Annotated in this window: 19 protein-coding genes and 1 pseudogene; 19 read left to right on the plus strand and 1 reads right to left on the minus strand. The window is 34.0% G+C overall.

The window, feature by feature from the left end; translation table 11 throughout:
- The first annotated feature begins 40 nt into the window (after positions 1 to 40).
- The 12 genes from ACIPKN_RS14595 (at position 41) to ACIPKN_RS14650 (ending at position 9,569) form a co-directional block, all read left to right on the plus strand.
- Complete coding sequence (locus ACIPKN_RS14595) at positions 41 to 1,717, plus strand: ribonucleoside-diphosphate reductase subunit alpha (RefSeq protein WP_400937283.1); 1,677 nt, start codon at positions 41 to 43, stop codon at positions 1,715 to 1,717.
- 56 nt (positions 1,718 to 1,773) lie between these two features.
- Positions 1,774 to 2,310: a pyrophosphohydrolase domain-containing protein gene (locus ACIPKN_RS14600; protein ID WP_400937285.1), complete on the plus strand. Its 537-nt coding sequence runs from the start codon at positions 1,774 to 1,776 to the stop codon at positions 2,308 to 2,310.
- A gap of 142 nt (positions 2,311 to 2,452) precedes the next feature.
- The gene (locus tag ACIPKN_RS14605) at positions 2,453 to 2,614 is read left to right on the plus strand and encodes a hypothetical protein (RefSeq protein WP_400937287.1); all 162 of its coding nucleotides are present in this window, start codon (positions 2,453 to 2,455) and stop codon (positions 2,612 to 2,614) included.
- 782 nt (positions 2,615 to 3,396) lie between these two features.
- Complete coding sequence (locus tag ACIPKN_RS14610) at positions 3,397 to 4,764, plus strand: RNA-guided endonuclease TnpB family protein (protein ID WP_400937289.1); 1,368 nt, start codon at positions 3,397 to 3,399, stop codon at positions 4,762 to 4,764.
- A gap of 71 nt (positions 4,765 to 4,835) precedes the next feature.
- Positions 4,836 to 4,997 (plus strand): hypothetical protein, encoded by a 162-nt coding sequence (locus ACIPKN_RS14615; RefSeq protein ID WP_400937292.1) that lies wholly within the window; start codon positions 4,836 to 4,838, stop codon positions 4,995 to 4,997.
- Positions 4,998 to 5,033: 36 nt separating this feature from the next.
- Positions 5,034 to 5,285 carry a hypothetical protein gene (locus tag ACIPKN_RS14620; protein WP_400937294.1) on the plus strand — a complete coding sequence of 84 codons (252 nt, stop codon included), beginning with the start codon at positions 5,034 to 5,036 and terminating at the stop codon, positions 5,283 to 5,285.
- 29 nt (positions 5,286 to 5,314) lie between these two features.
- Positions 5,315 to 5,443, plus strand: a complete 129-nt coding sequence (locus tag ACIPKN_RS14625; RefSeq protein WP_400937296.1) for a hypothetical protein — start codon at positions 5,315 to 5,317, stop codon at positions 5,441 to 5,443.
- A 1-nt stretch (position 5,444) separates the two neighbouring features.
- Positions 5,445 to 5,798, plus strand: a complete 354-nt coding sequence (locus tag ACIPKN_RS14630) for a hypothetical protein (RefSeq protein WP_400937299.1) — start codon at positions 5,445 to 5,447, stop codon at positions 5,796 to 5,798.
- Between the two features lie 74 nt (positions 5,799 to 5,872).
- The gene (locus ACIPKN_RS14635; protein WP_400937301.1) at positions 5,873 to 6,745 is read left to right on the plus strand and encodes a thymidylate synthase; all 873 of its coding nucleotides are present in this window, start codon (positions 5,873 to 5,875) and stop codon (positions 6,743 to 6,745) included.
- A gap of 130 nt (positions 6,746 to 6,875) precedes the next feature.
- The gene (locus tag ACIPKN_RS14640; protein ID WP_400937304.1) at positions 6,876 to 7,400 is read left to right on the plus strand and encodes a dihydrofolate reductase; all 525 of its coding nucleotides are present in this window, start codon (positions 6,876 to 6,878) and stop codon (positions 7,398 to 7,400) included.
- A 229-nt stretch (positions 7,401 to 7,629) separates the two neighbouring features.
- On the plus strand, positions 7,630 to 8,061 hold the full coding sequence (locus tag ACIPKN_RS14645) for a hypothetical protein (protein ID WP_400937306.1): 432 nt from the start codon (positions 7,630 to 7,632) through the stop codon (positions 8,059 to 8,061).
- Between the two features lie 11 nt (positions 8,062 to 8,072).
- Positions 8,073 to 9,569 (plus strand): recombinase family protein, encoded by a 1,497-nt coding sequence (locus ACIPKN_RS14650; RefSeq protein ID WP_400937308.1) that lies wholly within the window; start codon positions 8,073 to 8,075, stop codon positions 9,567 to 9,569.
- Positions 9,570 to 9,660: 91 nt separating this feature from the next.
- On the opposite strand, the pseudogene ACIPKN_RS14655 reads toward ACIPKN_RS14650, so the two are convergent.
- A pseudogene (locus ACIPKN_RS14655) lies at positions 9,661 to 10,161 on the minus strand (asparaginase); the annotation flags it as partial.
- A 364-nt stretch (positions 10,162 to 10,525) separates the two neighbouring features.
- Here ACIPKN_RS14655 and prsW point away from each other — a divergent pair.
- From prsW to der, 7 genes are all read left to right on the plus strand, one after another.
- Positions 10,526 to 11,200 carry a glutamic-type intramembrane protease PrsW gene (gene prsW / locus ACIPKN_RS14660; RefSeq protein WP_132359285.1) on the plus strand — a complete coding sequence of 225 codons (675 nt, stop codon included), beginning with the start codon at positions 10,526 to 10,528 and terminating at the stop codon, positions 11,198 to 11,200.
- A gap of 692 nt (positions 11,201 to 11,892) precedes the next feature.
- On the plus strand, positions 11,893 to 12,714 hold the full coding sequence (sleB, locus tag ACIPKN_RS14665; protein ID WP_400937312.1) for a spore cortex-lytic enzyme: 822 nt from the start codon (positions 11,893 to 11,895) through the stop codon (positions 12,712 to 12,714).
- 15 nt (positions 12,715 to 12,729) lie between these two features.
- Complete coding sequence (locus ACIPKN_RS14670) at positions 12,730 to 14,013, plus strand: PepSY1/2 domain-containing protein (protein WP_400937315.1); 1,284 nt, start codon at positions 12,730 to 12,732, stop codon at positions 14,011 to 14,013.
- Between the two features lie 84 nt (positions 14,014 to 14,097).
- Complete coding sequence (locus ACIPKN_RS14675; protein ID WP_400937318.1) at positions 14,098 to 14,757, plus strand: flagellar brake protein; 660 nt, start codon at positions 14,098 to 14,100, stop codon at positions 14,755 to 14,757.
- Between the two features lie 207 nt (positions 14,758 to 14,964).
- Positions 14,965 to 15,639, plus strand: coding sequence for a (d)CMP kinase (gene cmk / locus ACIPKN_RS14680; RefSeq protein ID WP_400937320.1), 675 nt, complete (start codon positions 14,965 to 14,967; stop codon positions 15,637 to 15,639).
- Between the two features lie 102 nt (positions 15,640 to 15,741).
- On the plus strand, positions 15,742 to 16,878 hold the full coding sequence (gene rpsA / locus ACIPKN_RS14685) for a 30S ribosomal protein S1 (protein WP_400937322.1): 1,137 nt from the start codon (positions 15,742 to 15,744) through the stop codon (positions 16,876 to 16,878).
- Between the two features lie 258 nt (positions 16,879 to 17,136).
- Complete coding sequence (der, locus tag ACIPKN_RS14690) at positions 17,137 to 18,447, plus strand: ribosome biogenesis GTPase Der (RefSeq protein ID WP_370075925.1); 1,311 nt, start codon at positions 17,137 to 17,139, stop codon at positions 18,445 to 18,447.
- The last annotated feature ends 52 nt before the right edge of the window (positions 18,448 to 18,499 follow it).

Here is an 18,499-nt window from a genome sequence, read left to right on the forward strand (position 1 = left end):
AAAACAACCATAAAAACTTAATTAAGGGAGTCTATTATGTATGGCATTTGAATGGTTAAATGAAAATAGTGTTAATTTTTTAAAGGGTGGATATTTACAAGAAGGAGTCAGTCCAGAACAACGATTAAAGGAAATTTCAGATTATGCTGAGAAAATTTTAGGGATTGATGGTTTTTCTAATAAATTCTATATATATCTAAGTAAAGGTTATTATTCACTATCCTCTCCAGTTTGGTCTAATTTTGGAACTAATAAAGGATTAAGTATTAGTTGTTTCGGTAGTAATATCGATGATAATATGGCTAATATTCTATTTACTCATGGCGAAGTTGGGATGATGAGTAAATTTGGCGGAGGTACTTCTGGATATTTCGGAAATTTACGACATCGAGGTGCTCCAATTTCTAACAATGGAAACTCTTCTGGTGCAGTTCATTTTATGAATATGTTTGAAACCTTAATCGACGTTGCTAGTCAAGGAAATGTGCGTAGAGGAGCATTTTCTCCGTATTTACCTATAGATCATCCAGATATTGAGGAATTCTTACAAATTGGTACAGAAGGTAATGCTATTCAAAAGATGACTCATGGAGTAACAGTTACTGATAAATGGATGAAAGAAATGATTGATGGGGATACCAAGAAACGTTCTGTCTGGGCAAAAGTGATTCAGAGTCGAGTAGAAGTTGGTTATCCATATATCTTCTTCACTGATACAGTAAATAATAATACTGTAGATGTATATAAAGATAAGAATTTAAAAATCAATCACAGTAATCTTTGTTCTGAAATTACTTTACCTAATAATGATATTTGGTCATTTGTATGTTGTTTATCTTCTATGAATCTTTTACATTTTGATGAATGGAAAGATACTGATGCTGTGGAAACTATGGTTTATTTCTTAGATGCAGTGATTTCTGAATTCATTAGTGATTTAGAGGATATGCGAGATTCCGATAGTGCTGAAAAAAGAAATGCATTCTTATATATGGAAAGAGCCTACAACTTCGCTAAAGACCATCGAGCATTAGGATTAGGAGATTTAGGATGGCATTCTTACTTACAGTCTAAAATGATTCCATTTGAAAGCGTAGAAGCTTCTAAATTGAATGTTCGCATTACTAGATTTATCCAAAAGAAAGCATTGAAAGCATCTAAAGAATTAGCTAATTTATTTGGAGAACCTGAACTATTGAAAGGTTATGGAAGACGGAATAGTACATTACTAGCAATAGCTCCTACGACAAGTTCTGCATTTATTCTAGGTCAAGTATCGCAAAGTATAGAACCTATTTGGAGTAATATTTATGTGAAAGATGTTGCTAAAGCAAAAGTAACTATTCGTAATCCATATCTTAAAGAAGTATTAAATTCTTATGGTAAGGATGATAGAGAAACTTGGAATAGTATTAGAAGTAATGATGGTTCAGTTCAACACTTGAACTTCTTATCAGACCATGAAAAAGATGTATTTAAGACTTTTGCAGAAATTGACCAATATGTAGTTTTAGAACAAGCGTCAATGCGTCAGCAATTTATTGACCAAAGTCAATCATTAAATATTATGGTTAATCCTACTATGTCGGCAAAAGAAATTAATGAGTTACATATTTTTGCTTGGAAAAACAAGATTAAAACTCTTTACTATCAACATAGTACAAATGCATCTCAACAATTTAGTAAGGATAAACTCTGCGTTGTTTGTGAAGCATAGTTTGATAAAATATTACATAAACAAAGATAATACAAAAAAAGGGGAAATATTTAATTATGGCAAACACATTCACAAATAAATTACAAACTATTGTTGAGGATTTTCAAATCACATTTGGGCATCCTGCCGAAACAGTTCCGACATTGCCCACATTAGAGCGATTCACTAATCGAAAAGGTTGGGGATCAATTGAGGAGGCTGTTGAGCAATTATACTCAATCTCTAATACTCAAGAGGAATTCGTTAAAGCAGTAGATAAGTTACATACTTACCTAGATAAAGCTAAAGAGAAGCAACTACAGAAACCTTTAATCACTAATAAGACTGATAAAATTGTAGCATTAGCCGATGGCTTAGGTGATGAATTATGGTTCTTACTTGGTGACTGCGTGGAAGCAGGTATTGATATTCAACCTGTAATCGAAATAATTAAAGCTAGTAACGATTCTAAGTTGTTCGTAGATGATAATGGTAATAAGTATGCTAAACAAGATGAGAATGGCAAGATCATGAAATCAGAATTCTTCTTTGCTCCAGAGGAACGCATTAAGGAAGAAATTCAGCGTCAAATTAATAACAGTTTAACTAAGTAATAAATCAGTATTATAATTATGATAATTTAAATGAATTAGTGGTATTAATATCATTTTAGTATCACTAATTTTTCAATAAAACATGGATATTATTTAAAATTTATATAAGAATAGGAGAACGATTAATTATGAGTGAAAAAGCTTGGGAGTTTTAGTTAGTTCATTTTCTAATGCAACAACAAATGAGATTTTAGAGAGAATGGAATTAGTGAATGTGGTCACATCGACATTGAATCTAGATCCTATAGTTGCTTTAGAGTTAATTAAAGATTGGACTGATAACGGTAAACAGGAAATTAAATAATAAAATACATAAAAAGTTGATATTTCAAAAATGAATGCTATAATGAAAATAGTTAATTAAATACATAAATACTTATGGCGGTTGAATGGATATCTACCGCCATAAGTAATAATATACTGAGCCAATTTTAGTGGCTTTAAATCGAGAAGCAAAAACACTCGATAACCTCTGTGACAAGTCCAATACATAATTTGAAGCTTTACAAGTAACATATTTTACAGAGGACTAAAAGAGTTCTGTTAGCACATCATTCTCTCAATCAGTTTTACAAGTAACATAATTATAAAAAAAATTCTATTATAAAATACCAGGCTAATTTTACTAGCCTTAAATCGAATTAGTGTCTAGGAGTAACATACATAACGAAATAATAGATATAAATAAGATACACTCGATAATCTACTGTAAATAATTTTTATATTTTTCTACTATTAAATTTTACAGAGAAGTAAAAGTTCCAGTTTTGTTTAACGTCCTGTTAATAGGCTTTACTACTATTAAATTTAAAGGATGTGATTAATTTGAATGTAACCATCAACTAAATAAACTCTCTGCGTTGATTTTAGCAACGTTAAACCGAGAACAAAACCAATATACATAGCTGTAACGAGAAATTAATTAGTGATTAAATCACTCTCGGTAAAGTCTGTAACGCTATATGCGACATTTAAGGTTTTGTAAATGTAAATTTCTACAGACTACTAAAAGTTTTGTGTGTTATTTGATTTTAATAATTACAGTTTTGTAAGTCTAAAATAATAAAAAAGGGAGAAAAAACACTTATGGTAACAAAAGTATTAAAAATTGAGGTTAAGAAGCCTTTGAATTTAGAGAAACCAGTATTTTATCAAGCAATGAGAGACGTACAATACCAATGTTGGAAATTAGCCAACAAGGGTATTCGTATGAGATGGGATTATCAAGGATTTGACTTTGCATATAAGGAACGCTTTGGTGATTACTATTTAAAGCAAAATAAAAAATTGCCGAACGGATATAAGACAATTAATTATGATATTCTGAATGAATTAAAAGAAGATGCTAGTGCATTAGCAGGTAACTGTAAAGATGCGATGATTCGTATGATTGATCAAAAGTGGAAAAATGATTTAAAGGATATTTTGTGCGGTAACAAATCAATTCCATCATTTAATCGCACACTTCCAATTGAATTACATAATAAGCAGTTCATGGACAGTAAGAAGAATGTGCGTATTTATAAAGAAGGTAAGCTATACTCTACAATAATTAATATGGTAAATAAAGAATATGCAAAGGAATTAGGATTGTCAGACGGTAATTTTCACCTAGAATTAATTGTGAAAGACCACTATCAGAAGGTAATTGTAGATGGAGTAATTAATGGCGAATATAAATTATCCATGTCTAAGATGCAATACGATGATAAGAAAAAGAAATGGTTTTTATTACTTACATATAGTTTTGAGGCACAAAAGAAAGAACTAGATAGCAATAGAATTTTAGGGATTGACTTAGGTATTAATATTCCTGCAATGTTAGCTATCTCTGATAGTACACATTATAGACAAGCAATTGGTAATGCAGAAGAAATTAAGATGTTCGAGAAACAAGTAATGCAACGTAAGAATCGTTTACAAAAATCGCGTGTATGGGCAGGAGATGGTTCTGTAGGACATGGTAGAAAAACAAGATTAAAACCCTTAGAGAAAATTGGAAATAAAATTTCTAATTACAAGAAGACTAAAAATCATTGTTGGAGTCGTGAAATAGTGAATATTGCTTTGCGTGAACAATGTGGCGTAATTCAGATGGAAGACTTATCGGGTATTGCTGAAAATGAAACATTCCTTAAAACTTGGACATACTTCCAACTTCAAACAATGATCGAAAATAAAGCTTCTGAGCATGGAATTAAAGTGGTTAAAATTGAACCTGCTCATACGTCTGCTCGCTGTAATAAATGCGGTCATATACATATGAAGCATAATAAGAATGAATGGCGACCATCACAAGAAGAGTTTAAATGTCAAAATTGCAATTACAAGGTGAATGCGGATGTAAATGCGGCTCGTAATATCGCTATGAAAGATATCGATAAGATTATTAAGAAGCAATTAGAGTTGCAAAAGAAATCAAGTCAACACGCAATGAAATACATAGCAGAGTAATAAAATTCACGTAGAAATACGTTTAATATATAATTACATAAAATAATAAATAACAAAAGGAGAATCTGTGTATGAGTAATATTAAAAATAAAGAATCTCAGATACATAAAGAGCTGTTTTTAGAGCGATTAGGATTTAGTAGAGACTCAGAATTGCGATATGTGAAGATTTCTGAAGATGGTAAATGGGTAAAAGTTGGAGTTAAGGTTATTCAGGAAGATAAGGTCATTTAATAAAATTAAGATATTATAAAAGCATGGGATGGTCAAATGTTAAAGTTAAAAGACATTGAAGTTGGAAGTTTTATTAAGGTAAATGATTTTAAGGCATTGGGAACTAAAGCGTTATTATTCGCTAATTCACCATATAAAGAAAAGTATGAAGTATACGGTGTTTATGTAGGAGAGGGCGAAGATGATGTGAGCGCATTAAGTGTGATTCTAGAAACAAAAGAAGATGGTAATCACTTATGTGGGATTATTTTCGAGCAGGATTTACATGTAATTGAATTAGTTAAATAAAAAATACATAATCAAGGGAGAATGATTTTATGAAAAATAATATCAATACTGAAATGTTTGTGGCTTATGATTCAGAAGGCAATGAAACAATTAGAATTGATGAATATGGTAATGCAAGCTTTAAAGGTCATATCACATGTGAAAAGGAGACTAACTAAGATGATTAAATCACGTAAAGAACGCAAATTAGAAGCTAAACAAAACGGAGTACCATTTGTACCTCAGTATAATGGAAATGGTGTAATTTCTGCTGAAGATTTCTATGGAAAAGGTAATGAGCGATTTAATAATAAGTTTGTACAGTTTCATAAGCCATTAGAAACACCACATGAATCATCAGAAGAAGCTTTGATTGAGGATAATGAGGTTGAAGCTTTATCGGACGACATTTTAATTACAACAGAACGAACTAATGATGAAATGATCGAAGCAGAGTTAATAGTGGAAACTCCTAAAAAGAAGAAAAAGAAAGGTAAATTTAAAAAAGCACTTAAGAAGCTTTTTAATAAATAAAATACATAACTTTATATGAGGGTGGATTAATTTCTACTCTCATTACTTTTATACATAAAGGAGTAAATTTTGATATGAGTCAATTAAATAAGATGGAAAAGTATTTATTAGAGAATTTATCTAGATTAGCCAAAGAAGGAACGATTGATGAAAATCCAAGACCTAAATACGAAGATGGCAGTCCTGCTCATACAATTTTTATTAACGGAGTATATGAAACGTATGATATTGCCAATGGAGAATTTCCAATCACAGAGACTAGAGAAATTTCTATAGAGAAAGCAATTCAGGAAATTAGAGTATTTACTCAGCTACAATCAAGTAAAATTAAGGATTTTGAAGCCTATGGTGTTAAGTGGTGGAAACCGTGGTCAGTAGGTGATGGTGATACTATAGGACAGAGATATGGTGCAACTATAAAAAAGTACGATTTGATGAATAAGCTATTGGATGGTTTAGTTGATGATCCGTTTAGTAGACGACATATATTAAACCTTTATCAGTACGCTGACTTTGAAGAAACAGAAGGTATTTATCCATGTTGTTACGAATCGATCTGGAGTGTTAGTAAAAGGACAAATGATGATTCATTATATTTAGATTGTACTATGGTACAGCGTTCAAGTGATGTGCTTGTGGCAGGAACAGGAATTAATCAAATGCAATACGTAGCATTACAAATGATGATAGCAACTCATTGTGGATATAAAGCGGGAAAGTTTAATCATCTTCGACAAAGTTATCATATTTATGATAAACACATTGAACAAGCAGAAGAAACAATTAAACGTATACATCAATTAAAACAACGTGAAGAGCAAACTAGTCCAAAGTTAATTTTAAACGTACCTAATAAGACTAATTTTTATGAAATCACAATTGACAATTTTGAATTAGTTGACTACAACCCAATTAAACCACAAATGAAATTTGAACTAGGAATCTAAAAAAAGAGTGAATGCCAATAAGACACTCACTCATGCGTGACATAGAAGTGAATCAGGAAAATTCGGTTTAGTCACATCTTGATTTTACTATCAAGTCACGTATTAAGTCAACGATAATAAGGAGGAGTACATGTCAATCAATATCATTACAGCAATTAACGAAACAAACTCTATAGGTAAGAATGGACATCTCTTATACAGGGCTAAGAAAGATCTACAACGTTTTAAGCAACTTACTCAAAATAATAGTGGACATCCTAATATCTGTTTAATGGGTAAACGGACATTTGAAGAATTACCAATGCCACTAGATAAGCGAGTAAACGTAGTTTTAACTTCAAATAAGAATTATAAAGCCCCTAAAGGAGTAATCGTTGAATCTTCGTTTGATAAAGTTTTAAACCATTATTTAAACTCGGGAAGCCAAGACAAGGATTTATGGATTTGCGGTGGACAAAAGTTATTTGAACAAGCGTTACCTTATGCAGATAAAGTTTACATTACATATATCCATGACAATAAAAAGGGAGATACTTTCTTTCCTTATGAAAAAGTAAAACGGCAATTTAAAATAATACATAAAGAAGAACATGAAGAGAATGGATTGGAATTTGAATTTATTGATTATGTAAGAAAGGATGATTCGAATAACTAGAGAGCAAGAGTTAACTCAAAATAGTTGTATAATTCAAAACGAAGAATTAAATGAACTTTTACATAACGCATTAGTTAAATATTTTAAATCATTACCAGAAGAGAGATTGCTGGAGATAGAATCTTATATGTCATGCGATTGATTACAATAATTAACACTGATGTTGTATTACGTCAGTGTTTTTTGTTATTATGTCTTTAAAGAATATTAATATTTTGGAGTGATGGATTTGAATCGTATCAGATGGTCTCAAGAAGAAAGTGATTTATTAAAAAAGGTTTATAAATACAAGACTGCTAATCAATTAGCTGAAATATTTCCTCAATATACAAATACACAAATATTAAGGAGAGCTAAAAAGTTAGGCTTGAAAAAAGATCCATTAGTTGCAAAAGAATCTCGTGAACAAAACAAAATAATTCAACGTCAAGACCTATGGACAGACGAAGAGCTTAAAATATTATCAAGTGTGTATCCTTATGAAGGAGCATATGGCGTTCAAGGTAAACTAGAAAAGGAAAGAAGTATACAATCAATAATTTCGCAAGCTAATAAGTATAAAATTTGTAGAATTAAAAAGGACTTATTCTGGAAGCAAAATTCTATAGAAATTAATGATGGTGATATTTTTTCTGTAAAATTTATTTACAAAGGACAATAGGTGATTGAAATATGAAGGATTTAAAAGATATAAAAAACGTAGCAATTTATCTTAGACGCTCTAGGGGAGAAGAGAGTGAAGACCTAATAAAACATGAACGTAGCTCGATTCAAATATGTGAAAAATATGGGTGGAGTTATACAATTTATAAGGAAATTGGTTCTGGTGATTCCATAGAAGCAAGACCAATAATGTGTGAATTATTAGATGATATTGGAGTAGGAATGTATGATGCTGTTGTTGTAACGTATTATGACAGACTTGGTAGAGGTAGTGGTACAGATCAAGATATAATTACAAATGTGTTTCTAAATAGCAATACATTGATCATAGAAACTACACCTTTCACAATATATAATATGGAAGATGAAGCTTCAGAAGAAATGTTAGCTTTTAAGCAATTTATGGCAAGAAGAGATTACAAAAACATCAATAAAAAGTTGACTCACGGTAGAAAAATGGCAGTGGAAATGGGTAGATGGGTGTTTTCATCTCCTCCTTATGGATATGATTATAATCGAAAAACTAAAAAACTTGAAATAAATGATGAGCAAGCTAAAGTTCTAAGAATGATTTATGAAATGTACCTTGATGAAAATATGTCTAGTAATGATATAGCTTGGTCATTAAATAAACAAAAAATTGCTTCTCCCAAAAATACCCTTTGGACAGGTGCAACAATATTACAACAATTGAAAGCTGAAGTTACTCTTGGACATATCATATACAACAAGACTAAAGGTAATAGGAAGTCAAAGTCTGCTGTAAAAAAGAAATTTGAATACGTGCCTAAAAGTGAGTGGAAAACAGTTTATAATGCTCATCCTGCAATAAAAACTCAAGAAGAACATGATAAAATTTTAGAAGCAATTAAGAATAATAACACTCATACTAGAAAGAACAACATTAATATATTATCTGGAGTGGTTAAATGTTACAACTGTAATTCCACATTAACAATAAGAAAATCGAGTCATGATGGGAGAGATGAAATTTCAAACTGTTCTAAATGTAAAGAGTGTAAAGGCGGTAGATCAGAGTTAGTAATGGATTCAATTTATAAATCAGCAGAAGCATTAAAAGTAACTCTAAATGATATAAAAAACGACCATTTAAAAGATAAAGAAAAGGCAATATTGCTTAAAGAGATAGAAAAAATAGATGTTAAATTAGATATTCAATATAAAGCAATTGATAATATTGAACTATGGTTTGAGGAAGGTAGGTATTCTTCAGATAAGGCTAAATCAAAGATCAAAGAGAGAAAAGAAAAGATATATGAATTAGAAAATATAGTCAGAAAGAAAAGAGAGAAATTAGAATCATTTTCTAGTATGACTAATAATGACAGAATTAAAAGAATAGACGATTTTATTGAGTCCATGAAAAAAAGTAGCGATGAAAACGATAAAGCAAAACAGAATGCTTATATCAAAAATATTATATCCGAAATAGTTTGGAAACGAACAGAATGGGATGAAATTGAGGTAACAGTAAATTTTCTTTAAGGGGATAGACTGTAAAAATAGATACTGTGCGAAGATTGTAAATACGTAGTGAATTAAGAGACATATTGAGGAATTATGAGTAGTGTAATAAAACATTCAATGTGCTTGTTTTTGTAGTGTTAACAGCAAGGTGGACCTCGTCATTCATGACAACAAGTACACCTTTCTCACGAGCTTCTTCATCAACTGCTACACGAACGGCTTCTACTAAATTATAAATACCGTCTGCACCAAGTTCGTTTGAGGAGCGCATTGCACCTGTTAGGACAATAGGAATTGATAAATCAGTCGTTAACTCTAAAAAATAAGCTGTTTCTTCTAACGTATCAGTACCATGAGTAATAACAACGCCATCAATTTTCTCCTCTGCAACTTTTTCGATAATTAGATTACGTAATTTAAGCATTTCTTTTTGCGTAATATGTGGTGATGGGAGGTTAAAAGCCTCCATTTCAATAATTGTGGCAAGTGCATCAAGTTTACGGCTTTCCTTCATTAGAGGATTTTCCTTGTTTGGCATAACGGCACCTTCATCACTCATCGCCATAGAAATTGTGCCACCTGTATGAATTAATAAAATTGTTTTTTTCATAAAAAATATTTATCTCCTTTTAAAAAGTTTTTTATCATATCATGGTATAATAATAGCAGTTTATCTTCATGTAAAAGATATTTATTGTCGAAAACGGAAGCTTAATGTCTCATAAGTTTTCCACCTGAGATATACGGATATATTTTTTATGCAGGTGTCCAATATTAGGTAGATAAAGATAAACTTGGGATATGGAATTTTAATCCTTTGAAAACACCAAAGTAACCCAACATTATGTGCTGTCGCTTTGCTTACGCGCAAGAATAGATTTGTTGGTTTAATGTATTTGAAGGATGTCACGAATTTTAAAATCTTAACATAAATATGTCAAGGCGAAATTGATTTTTTGAAAGGAGCCGGCATCATGATCATTTTATTATCAGCTGCCATTGCTCCCGGTCTAGCGCTTTTTAGTTACTTTTATTTGCGCAATCAGATGGCAACGGAGCCAAGAAGAACCTTACTTCAAACGTTTTTGTATGGCGCATTTTTAACGTTCCCAATCTTGTTCTTACAATATGTACTAACAGAGGAAGGGGTCTTTCGTTATCTTTATCTACAAGATGTAGTTTTTTCTAGTGTAGTTGAAGAGTTTTTTAAATGGTTTGTGCTGTTGATCGCAATCTACAATCATGTAGAATTCGATGATCCTTATGATGGCATACTGTATGGTGCAAGTATATCTCTTGGTTTTGCCACGATAGAAAATGTGCTTTATTTATTTTCTTTCGGTTTGAATACTGCATTTATGCGTGCATTATTACCTGTATCGAGTCATGCTTTGTTCGGTGTTGTAATGGGCTATTATTATGGACGTGCCAAGTTTTCTAAGCTTGCAAAGACGAAAGAAATGATTGCTATGGCGCTTTGTGCACCGGTAGTATTACACATTTTATATAATACAATATTATCATTCAAAGGGTATTGGGTATATTTAATGATCCCTTTTATGCTATTTTTGTGGTGGTTTGGGCTACGGAAAGTCAAGCTCGCTCACTATCACCTAGTACAACATTTGCATATGCATAAAAAAATATAAAGCGTAGAAATCTAAAAAAGATTTCTGCGCTTTTCTTAATGTTTCTCACAATACCTCGCTTGTTTCGCTTTCACTGCGGGAACTTTGCTTTGCGACGAAAGCGCAGCGACAAGAGCACTCGAGCAGCCTGTCACTCCAATCAGCGATAGTTTTGCATTTCAAAAGCCAACGCTATTGCAATAGAACTGAATAGACTTATAAAGCGAATGCGAATGTTAAATCTGTTGTTACTGCAGTTTTTTTGTATGATAAAAGCATCATTGTTGCCGATTTGATTTTGCACAGATAAAACATTGTTGCAGATAATTCGCTTTTGCACAGCACACTTGTAGTTGCAGTAGCTACTTTTTCACTGCGTTTTCGCAAAGATAAACATTATTGTTGAAGTTTCATTTTAATACACATGCCCAGAAGATGTATGTTATGTGAAGTGGTTGATTGGAGTGGAGACTGGGCGACTCCTTGGGGATTAGCGTCACAGATGAGACCCTGCAGCGAAGCGAAGCGGCTCATCGGACGCCCCTAGGAAAGCGCCCAGTTGGAACGGAAATCAACCTCTCGTTTTGCTGAAGAACCATACTTTATTTAATACGACACCTTAATCTCATTGATACAATAGTTTTTCATTTTCTATTTTTTAAATGTATAAAATGAGTCGTTTGTTTCAAGCTATGAAAAAAGGAGTGATGATCATGCGTTTAGTAAGCATAGTTTTTGCTTTGATGTTGGGGATTAGTATTTTTGCTATTCCGCAAAATGACGCCATTGCATTTACCGAGCAACAGATTTCTCGTGGTGCTTATGGAGATGATGTAATTGAGCTACAGGCAAGGCTACAATACTTAGGATTTTATAAAAGTAAAATTGATGGCAAATTTGGCTATAACACATATTGGGCTTTACGAAATTTCCAAGAGAGATATGGTTTACCAGTAGATGGAATAGCCGGTGCAAAAACTAAAAAAACTTTATCAGGTTATTCGGATTACGATGAAGGATGGGTAAAAGCGCAATTAAATGCAGGCAATCAATTTACTTATTATGGTGGAACGCCACTTGAACAGCAAGTGAAAACAAACACTGGCGGCGGTGGTGGAGGTGGTAAAAGTAGTGGTAGTAGTAATAATAATGGGACTAAAACTCAAGTACCTCCAAAGTATACTGACAGAGATGTACAGTTAATGGCGAATGCGGTTTATGGTGAAGCTAGGGGAGAGCCCTATGAAGGTCAAGTGGCTGTAGCGGCTGTTATTTTAAATCGTTTGGAAAGTCCTGAATTCCCAAATACTATTTCGGGTATTATTTTCCAACCGCTCGCTTTTACTGCAGTGGCAGATGGGCAAATTTGGCTTGAACCAAATGAACGTGCAAAAGAAGCAGTTCTTGATGCTATGAATGGATGGGATCCTTCGGAAAATGCACTTTATTATTTTAATCCGAAAACAGCAACAAGTAAGTGGATTTGGTCACGACCTCAAATTAAACGAATTGGAGAACATATTTTCTGTTCATAAGAAAGGAGGAAAAAAATGAGAACTATGCTCGTTATACTCACTGCTGCAGTTATTGGTTTAGGGGCATATAGCATTAATATGCACGGCAAAAATGCAAGTTTACAACGTACTGTGCTAGCTCAGTACACGGATAATTTAACGGATGCATCCGAGAAATTATCTCATTTACAAAGAGCTGTTTCGCAATCTCTATTGTTTCGAGATGACAATGCCATTCACAATGAGTTAGATTCTGTTTGGCGACTAAGCTCTGACGTTCGATCTTCTATATCGAATATTCCTATCGGGCAGGAAGTGTCGAACGACTGGCTAAGCTACTTAGGGCGCCTAGGAGATGAGGCAAAGAAAACATCTAAAACTGGTGATTATAAAGCATGGCGAGAAAAAATGCCACAAGTCTCTACAAATTTACAGGCACTTTCAGATGAATGGTCATCTGCAACAGTAGATTTTTATAAAAACAACGGTAAGATGGATGTCTGGTTAAGACAAGTAGATACTAAGAACCCGAATACAACATTTGATAATGTACAAAAGACATTAAAGGATTACAGTGAAAAAGACTTCCCACTTACATTAAGCGAATCGGATTGGCAGAAAAAAATGGATCTTAAAGCATTACAAGATTCAGACATTACTGAAAAAGAAGCGTTGGAAAAAGTAAAACAATTATTCCCTATCATAAAAGACGCAACATTTACTGTGACGAAAAGCAGCGATACGGCACCATATCCGTTTTATCATATCCAATTCCACCAAGATATTCGTTTAGGATATGTCGATTTAACAGAAAAGGGTGGACATTTAATATCCTATTTAGTGGAACGTCCAGTAGATGAAGCAAGGCTATCACAAGATGAAATTATGAAAAAAGCTGAAGAATATGTAAAACGACTTGGAATGAATGATGTTGCATTTGTGGAATCTCGTGAAAACCATCAAGCATGGCATGTGACATTTGCGCGTGTTCACCCTGGCGACAACGCATTGATTTATGCAGATGGGGTGCAATTGAAACTGGCTAAGGATACAGGTGAGTTACTTGGTGCAAATGCGATGGAATATATTCAGGCAGAGACGATTAAACCTCAAACTGCAAAACCAATTGATTGGAAAACTTTCTTCGATGATGATGTGAAAGTACAAGAAGTAAAAAATATTTATACAGATAACGGCTCATTTGAACAACGTCTTTGTTATGAGGTAATTGCGGTCCGTGATAAAAACGCGCAAGAAACATTCCGAATTGTTATTGACGCTGAAAATCACAATGTTTTAAAAGTGGAATATTTAACATAATATGAGAAAAAACTACCAGTTTATATAGCCAAAATGGGCATCTCATGCGATAATAAATGTATATTTGTGTTCGGGGAGATGCTCATGGAAATAAAAATTGGTACACAATTAGAACTAGAACCAACTTATACAGAGCGTGTTGAAAAATTCCACTGTAAAGTTGTAGAACAAAAAGATAATATTATTTATATCGATTATCCAATAAATATTGCCACAAAGAAAACAGCTTTTTTAATAGATGGCTCTGAATTTAGAGCAACTTTTCACACGGAAGATAAACAATCATTTGCTTTTAATACTGAAGTAATTGGACGTAAGGCTGGTAATATACCTATGATTATGTTGCATTGTCCAAAGGCAGATGACTTTATCAAAATTCAACGTCGTGAATATGTACGTGTGGAAACGCCTGTGGATGTAGCGATACAGTTTAAGGATTACAAATATCAGCTAGTAACATCAGACATTAGCGCAGGTGGTTTGGCAGTAACCTTGAAAGGGGCAATTGCTTTCCAAGATGGTGATGAGGTTCAATTAACAATCGTTTTACCATATGCCAATGGGGATATAAAATACGTGGTCACAGATGCGACGGTTGTTCGTATATACGAAAAAGATGAGATGAAAATTGCAACTATTCAACTAACAGAAACGGATGATGTGGACCAACAGCATATTGTTCGTTTCTGCTTTGATCGCCAATTAGTGAATCGCCGTAAAGAAATAAATCCTTTTGATGCCTGATTTTTACAAAGCCGATTCTGGACGCAATTATGCCGTGGCATAATTGATTGGTTTTCCCAACTTCCATTGGTGAGTGGAAAATTCCATGAAATTTTGCAGGGAGTTTACACACCTTCAACTCGAGTAGTATTTTGATTTAAGAAAGCCCTCTGCTTAAAGAGGGCTTTTTTATGATACAATATGGTGTGTTAGAAAGTAGGGGGAAATATGAAGAAAAACATTCAAATTGCGATTGATGGACCGGCTGGTGCTGGGAAAAGCACAATTGCGAAAATTGTTGCAGAGGCACTTGGATTTACTTATATAGACACAGGTGCTATGTATCGTGCTGTGACGTATAAAGCAATGCAACAAAACATACATTTAAATGATGAAACAAAATTAGCAGAAATGCTAGCATCCAGCACAATTGACTTAAAGCCTTCTGCTGAAGGACAACTTGTCTTTTTAGACGGGAAGAACGTGTCGGCAGAAATTAGATCTAATGAGGTAACTTCATCTGTTTCACAAGTAGCGGCACACGCTAAAGTACGTGAACTATTAGTAGCGCAGCAACAAAAGCTTGCGGCTAAAGGTGGTGTTGTTATGGATGGTCGCGATATTGCTACGCATGTATTAAAAACTGCAGAACTAAAAATCTTTATGTCTGCAACTGTAGAAGAGAGAGCAAGACGTCGTTTTATGGACAATCAAAAACGAGGAATCGAATCTTCTATTGAAAAACTTCAAGAAGAAATTGCCCTGCGCGATAAAATGGATAGCGAGCGTGAAGCATCGCCACTAATTCAGGCAGAAGATGCCAAATTTTTAGATACGACAGCATTGTCAATTGATGAAGCAGCACAGGCCATTTTAAAATTAGCGCAAGAAAAAATGGTATAAATCCTAAAATTTCAGACATTTTTTGAATTTAAAGGATTTATTTTTGTCTTTATCTTCAATTTCGAATAAAATAGTAAGGGAAGATGCGAAGGAGGGTTACATATGTCTGAAGAAATGAACTATGCAGAACAAACGTTTAACGAAGGTGATATCGTCAAAGGTATTGCAGAGCAAGTTGATGAAAAAGCGGTAACTGTTTCAATTCCAGGTGCACCATTTGACGGTATTATACCAATAAGTGAATTATCAAGCTTACACATTGAAAAAGCGTCTGATGTAATTTCCGTTGGAGATGCGTTAGAGCTGATGATTACAAAAGTCGAAGAAGAAAACTATGTATTATCAAAACGTAAAGTAGATGCTATAAAAGCATGGGATACACTTGAGCAACAATTCAACGCTGGGGAAATTTTCGAAGCGGAAGTCAAAGATATTGTTAAAGGCGGTCTTGTCGTTGATTTAGGAGTACGTGGCTTCGTTCCAGCATCCCTAGTAGAAGACCACTTTGTTGATGATTTTGAAGACTATAAAGGCAAATCTCTTAGCTTTAAAATTGTTGAGCTAGATAAAGAAAAAAATCGCTTGATTTTATCACATCGTGCTGTAGTTGAAGCTGAAAAAGCTTCTCAAAAGAAAGATGTTATTAACCACATTAAAATTGGCGATGTTTTAGATGGTAAAGTACAGCGTATCGCATCATTTGGTGCATTTATTGACCTTGGTGGTATTGATGGACTTGTGCATATTTCACAAGTGTCTCATGAGCATGTGAGTGATGTAAGCGAAGTTTTATCGGAAGGACAAGAGGTGAAGGTAAAAGTCCTTTCTGTAGACCCAGAAAATGAGCGTATTTCGCTATCCATTAAGGAAACGATTCCTGGTCCTTGGTCGAACATCGAAGAGCGTGCAGCTAAAGGTACAATACTTGATGGAAAAGTAAAACGTCTTACTTCATTTGGAGCATTTGTTGAAGTTTTCCCAGGTGTAGAAGGTTTAGTGCATATTTCACAAATCGCGCATAAGCATATTAATACGCCACACGAAGCTCTAAAAGAAGGACAAGATGTACAAGTAAAAGTGCTTGACGTTAATGCTGAAGAAGGTCGCTTAGCATTAAGCATTAAGGATTTACTTGAAAATCCTGAGGCAGAGGAAGTAGTTGACTATGAATTACCAGAAGAAAACACAGGTTTCTCTTTCGGTGATGTCATTGGCGATAAACTGAAAAATTTTAAATAAACTAGACATGTGAGGATGCAATTTGTGTCCTCGCTTTTTTATGGAGAAAATAGATAGAAGTGTCAAAGAGATGGATCGAATAAGACAAAGTGAGGATAAACCACATCGAACCAGCAGATTTAAGAGGAAACGATGAAAAAAATACCAAAGAGATAAATAGAACGGTACATAGCGCGCTCGTTTATGGATATGATATGATATAATGGCATTTTTCGTGTATAATAGCGAAAGACAAGAAGTTGGAAGGATGAAGTACAGATGACGAAACCAGTAGTAGCCATCGTAGGTCGTCCGAACGTAGGTAAGTCGACGATTTTTAATCGTATCGTTGGAGAACGTGTATCGATTGTGGAAGACATTCCAGGAGTTACACGCGACCGTATTTATAGTTCGGCAGAGTGGTTAGCACATGATTTTAATATTATTGATACAGGTGGTATTGAGATTGGGGACGAACCGTTTTTAGAGCAAATTCGTCAACAAGCAGAGATTGCCATTGATGAGGCGGACGTTATCGTCTTTATGACAAATGGTCGTGAAGGTGTAACAGCTGCTGATGAGCAAGTAGCAAAAATTTTATACAAAACAAAAAAACCGGTCGTTTTAGCAGTGAATAAAATTGATAACCCGGACATGCGTGAGATGATTTATGATTTCTATGCGCTTGGCTTTGGTGAACCTTGGCCAATTTCTGGTTCTCACGGCTTAGGCTTAGGGGATTTATTGGATGAATGTGCAAAACATTTCCCTAAAGAAGATGAAGATCAATATGGGGACGAGGTCATTAAATTCTCGTTAATTGGTCGTCCAAATGTTGGGAAATCCTCGTTGGTAAATGCATTTTTAGGTCAAGACCGCGTTATTGTTAGTAATATCGCAGGAACTACTCGAGATGCTATTGACACGCCTTATGAGTATGATGGACAGGAATATGTCATTATTGATACTGCAGGTATGCGTAAAAAAGGGAAAGTATACGAAACGACAGAGAAATACTCTGTATTACGTGCGTTACGTGCAATTGAACGCTCTGATGTTGTTTTAGTTGTTCTAAATGCAGAAGAAGGCATTCAAGAACAAGATAAAAAAATTGCAGGCTATGCGCATGAAGCTGGAAAAGCTATTGTCATCGTTGTTAATAAATGGGATGCTGTTGAAAAAGACGAAAAAACAATGAACGTCTTTACACAGCAAATTCGTGAGCATTTCTTATTCTTAGACTATGCTCCAATTATTTTTGTATCAGCCAATACAAAGCAACGTGTACATCAAATTTTACCGATTATACAACGTGTAAGTGAAAACCATGCAATGCGTATTCAATCATCTATCCTTAATGAAGTGATTGAGGATGCAGTAGCACGCAACCCAGCACCAACTGATAAAGGCCGCCGTCTGCGCATCTACTATGCTACTCAAGTTGCGATACAGCCACCGACGTTTGTGGTGTTTGTCAATGAACCAGAGCTAATGCATTTCTCTTATGAGCGATTTTTAGAAAATCGTATTCGAGAAACATTTGATTTCGAAGGAACGCCAATTCGTTTAATTACCCGTGCTCGTGCTTAGGAAAAATATACACATACAATACGCCAACCCGACAATTATTGTTGGGTGGCGT

This window comes from Lysinibacillus sp. NPDC086135, assembly GCF_044746345.1.
GTDB lineage: Bacteria > Bacillota > Bacilli > Bacillales_A > Planococcaceae > Lysinibacillus.

Coding starts and splice junctions, on each gene's coding strand:
- ACIPKN_RS14595 (WP_400937283.1), top strand. CDS start 41: ATGGCATTTGAATGGTTAAATGAAAATAGTGTTAATTTTTTAAAGGGT.
- ACIPKN_RS14600 (WP_400937285.1), top strand. CDS start 1,774: ATGGCAAACACATTCACAAATAAATTACAAACTATTGTTGAGGATTTT.
- ACIPKN_RS14610 (WP_400937289.1), top strand. CDS start 3,397: ATGGTAACAAAAGTATTAAAAATTGAGGTTAAGAAGCCTTTGAATTTA.
- ACIPKN_RS14615 (WP_400937292.1), top strand. CDS start 4,836: ATGAGTAATATTAAAAATAAAGAATCTCAGATACATAAAGAGCTGTTT.
- ACIPKN_RS14620 (WP_400937294.1), top strand. CDS start 5,034: ATGTTAAAGTTAAAAGACATTGAAGTTGGAAGTTTTATTAAGGTAAAT.
- ACIPKN_RS14625 (WP_400937296.1), top strand. CDS start 5,315: ATGAAAAATAATATCAATACTGAAATGTTTGTGGCTTATGATTCAGAA.
- ACIPKN_RS14630 (WP_400937299.1), top strand. CDS start 5,445: ATGATTAAATCACGTAAAGAACGCAAATTAGAAGCTAAACAAAACGGA.
- ACIPKN_RS14635 (WP_400937301.1), top strand. CDS start 5,873: ATGAGTCAATTAAATAAGATGGAAAAGTATTTATTAGAGAATTTATCT.
- ACIPKN_RS14640 (WP_400937304.1), top strand. CDS start 6,876: ATGTCAATCAATATCATTACAGCAATTAACGAAACAAACTCTATAGGT.
- ACIPKN_RS14650 (WP_400937308.1), top strand. CDS start 8,073: ATGAAGGATTTAAAAGATATAAAAAACGTAGCAATTTATCTTAGACGC.
- prsW (WP_132359285.1), top strand. CDS start 10,526: ATGATCATTTTATTATCAGCTGCCATTGCTCCCGGTCTAGCGCTTTTT.
- sleB (WP_400937312.1), top strand. CDS start 11,893: ATGCGTTTAGTAAGCATAGTTTTTGCTTTGATGTTGGGGATTAGTATT.
- ACIPKN_RS14670 (WP_400937315.1), top strand. CDS start 12,730: ATGAGAACTATGCTCGTTATACTCACTGCTGCAGTTATTGGTTTAGGG.
- ACIPKN_RS14675 (WP_400937318.1), top strand. CDS start 14,098: ATGGAAATAAAAATTGGTACACAATTAGAACTAGAACCAACTTATACA.
- cmk (WP_400937320.1), top strand. CDS start 14,965: ATGAAGAAAAACATTCAAATTGCGATTGATGGACCGGCTGGTGCTGGG.
- rpsA (WP_400937322.1), top strand. CDS start 15,742: ATGTCTGAAGAAATGAACTATGCAGAACAAACGTTTAACGAAGGTGAT.
- der (WP_370075925.1), top strand. CDS start 17,137: ATGACGAAACCAGTAGTAGCCATCGTAGGTCGTCCGAACGTAGGTAAG.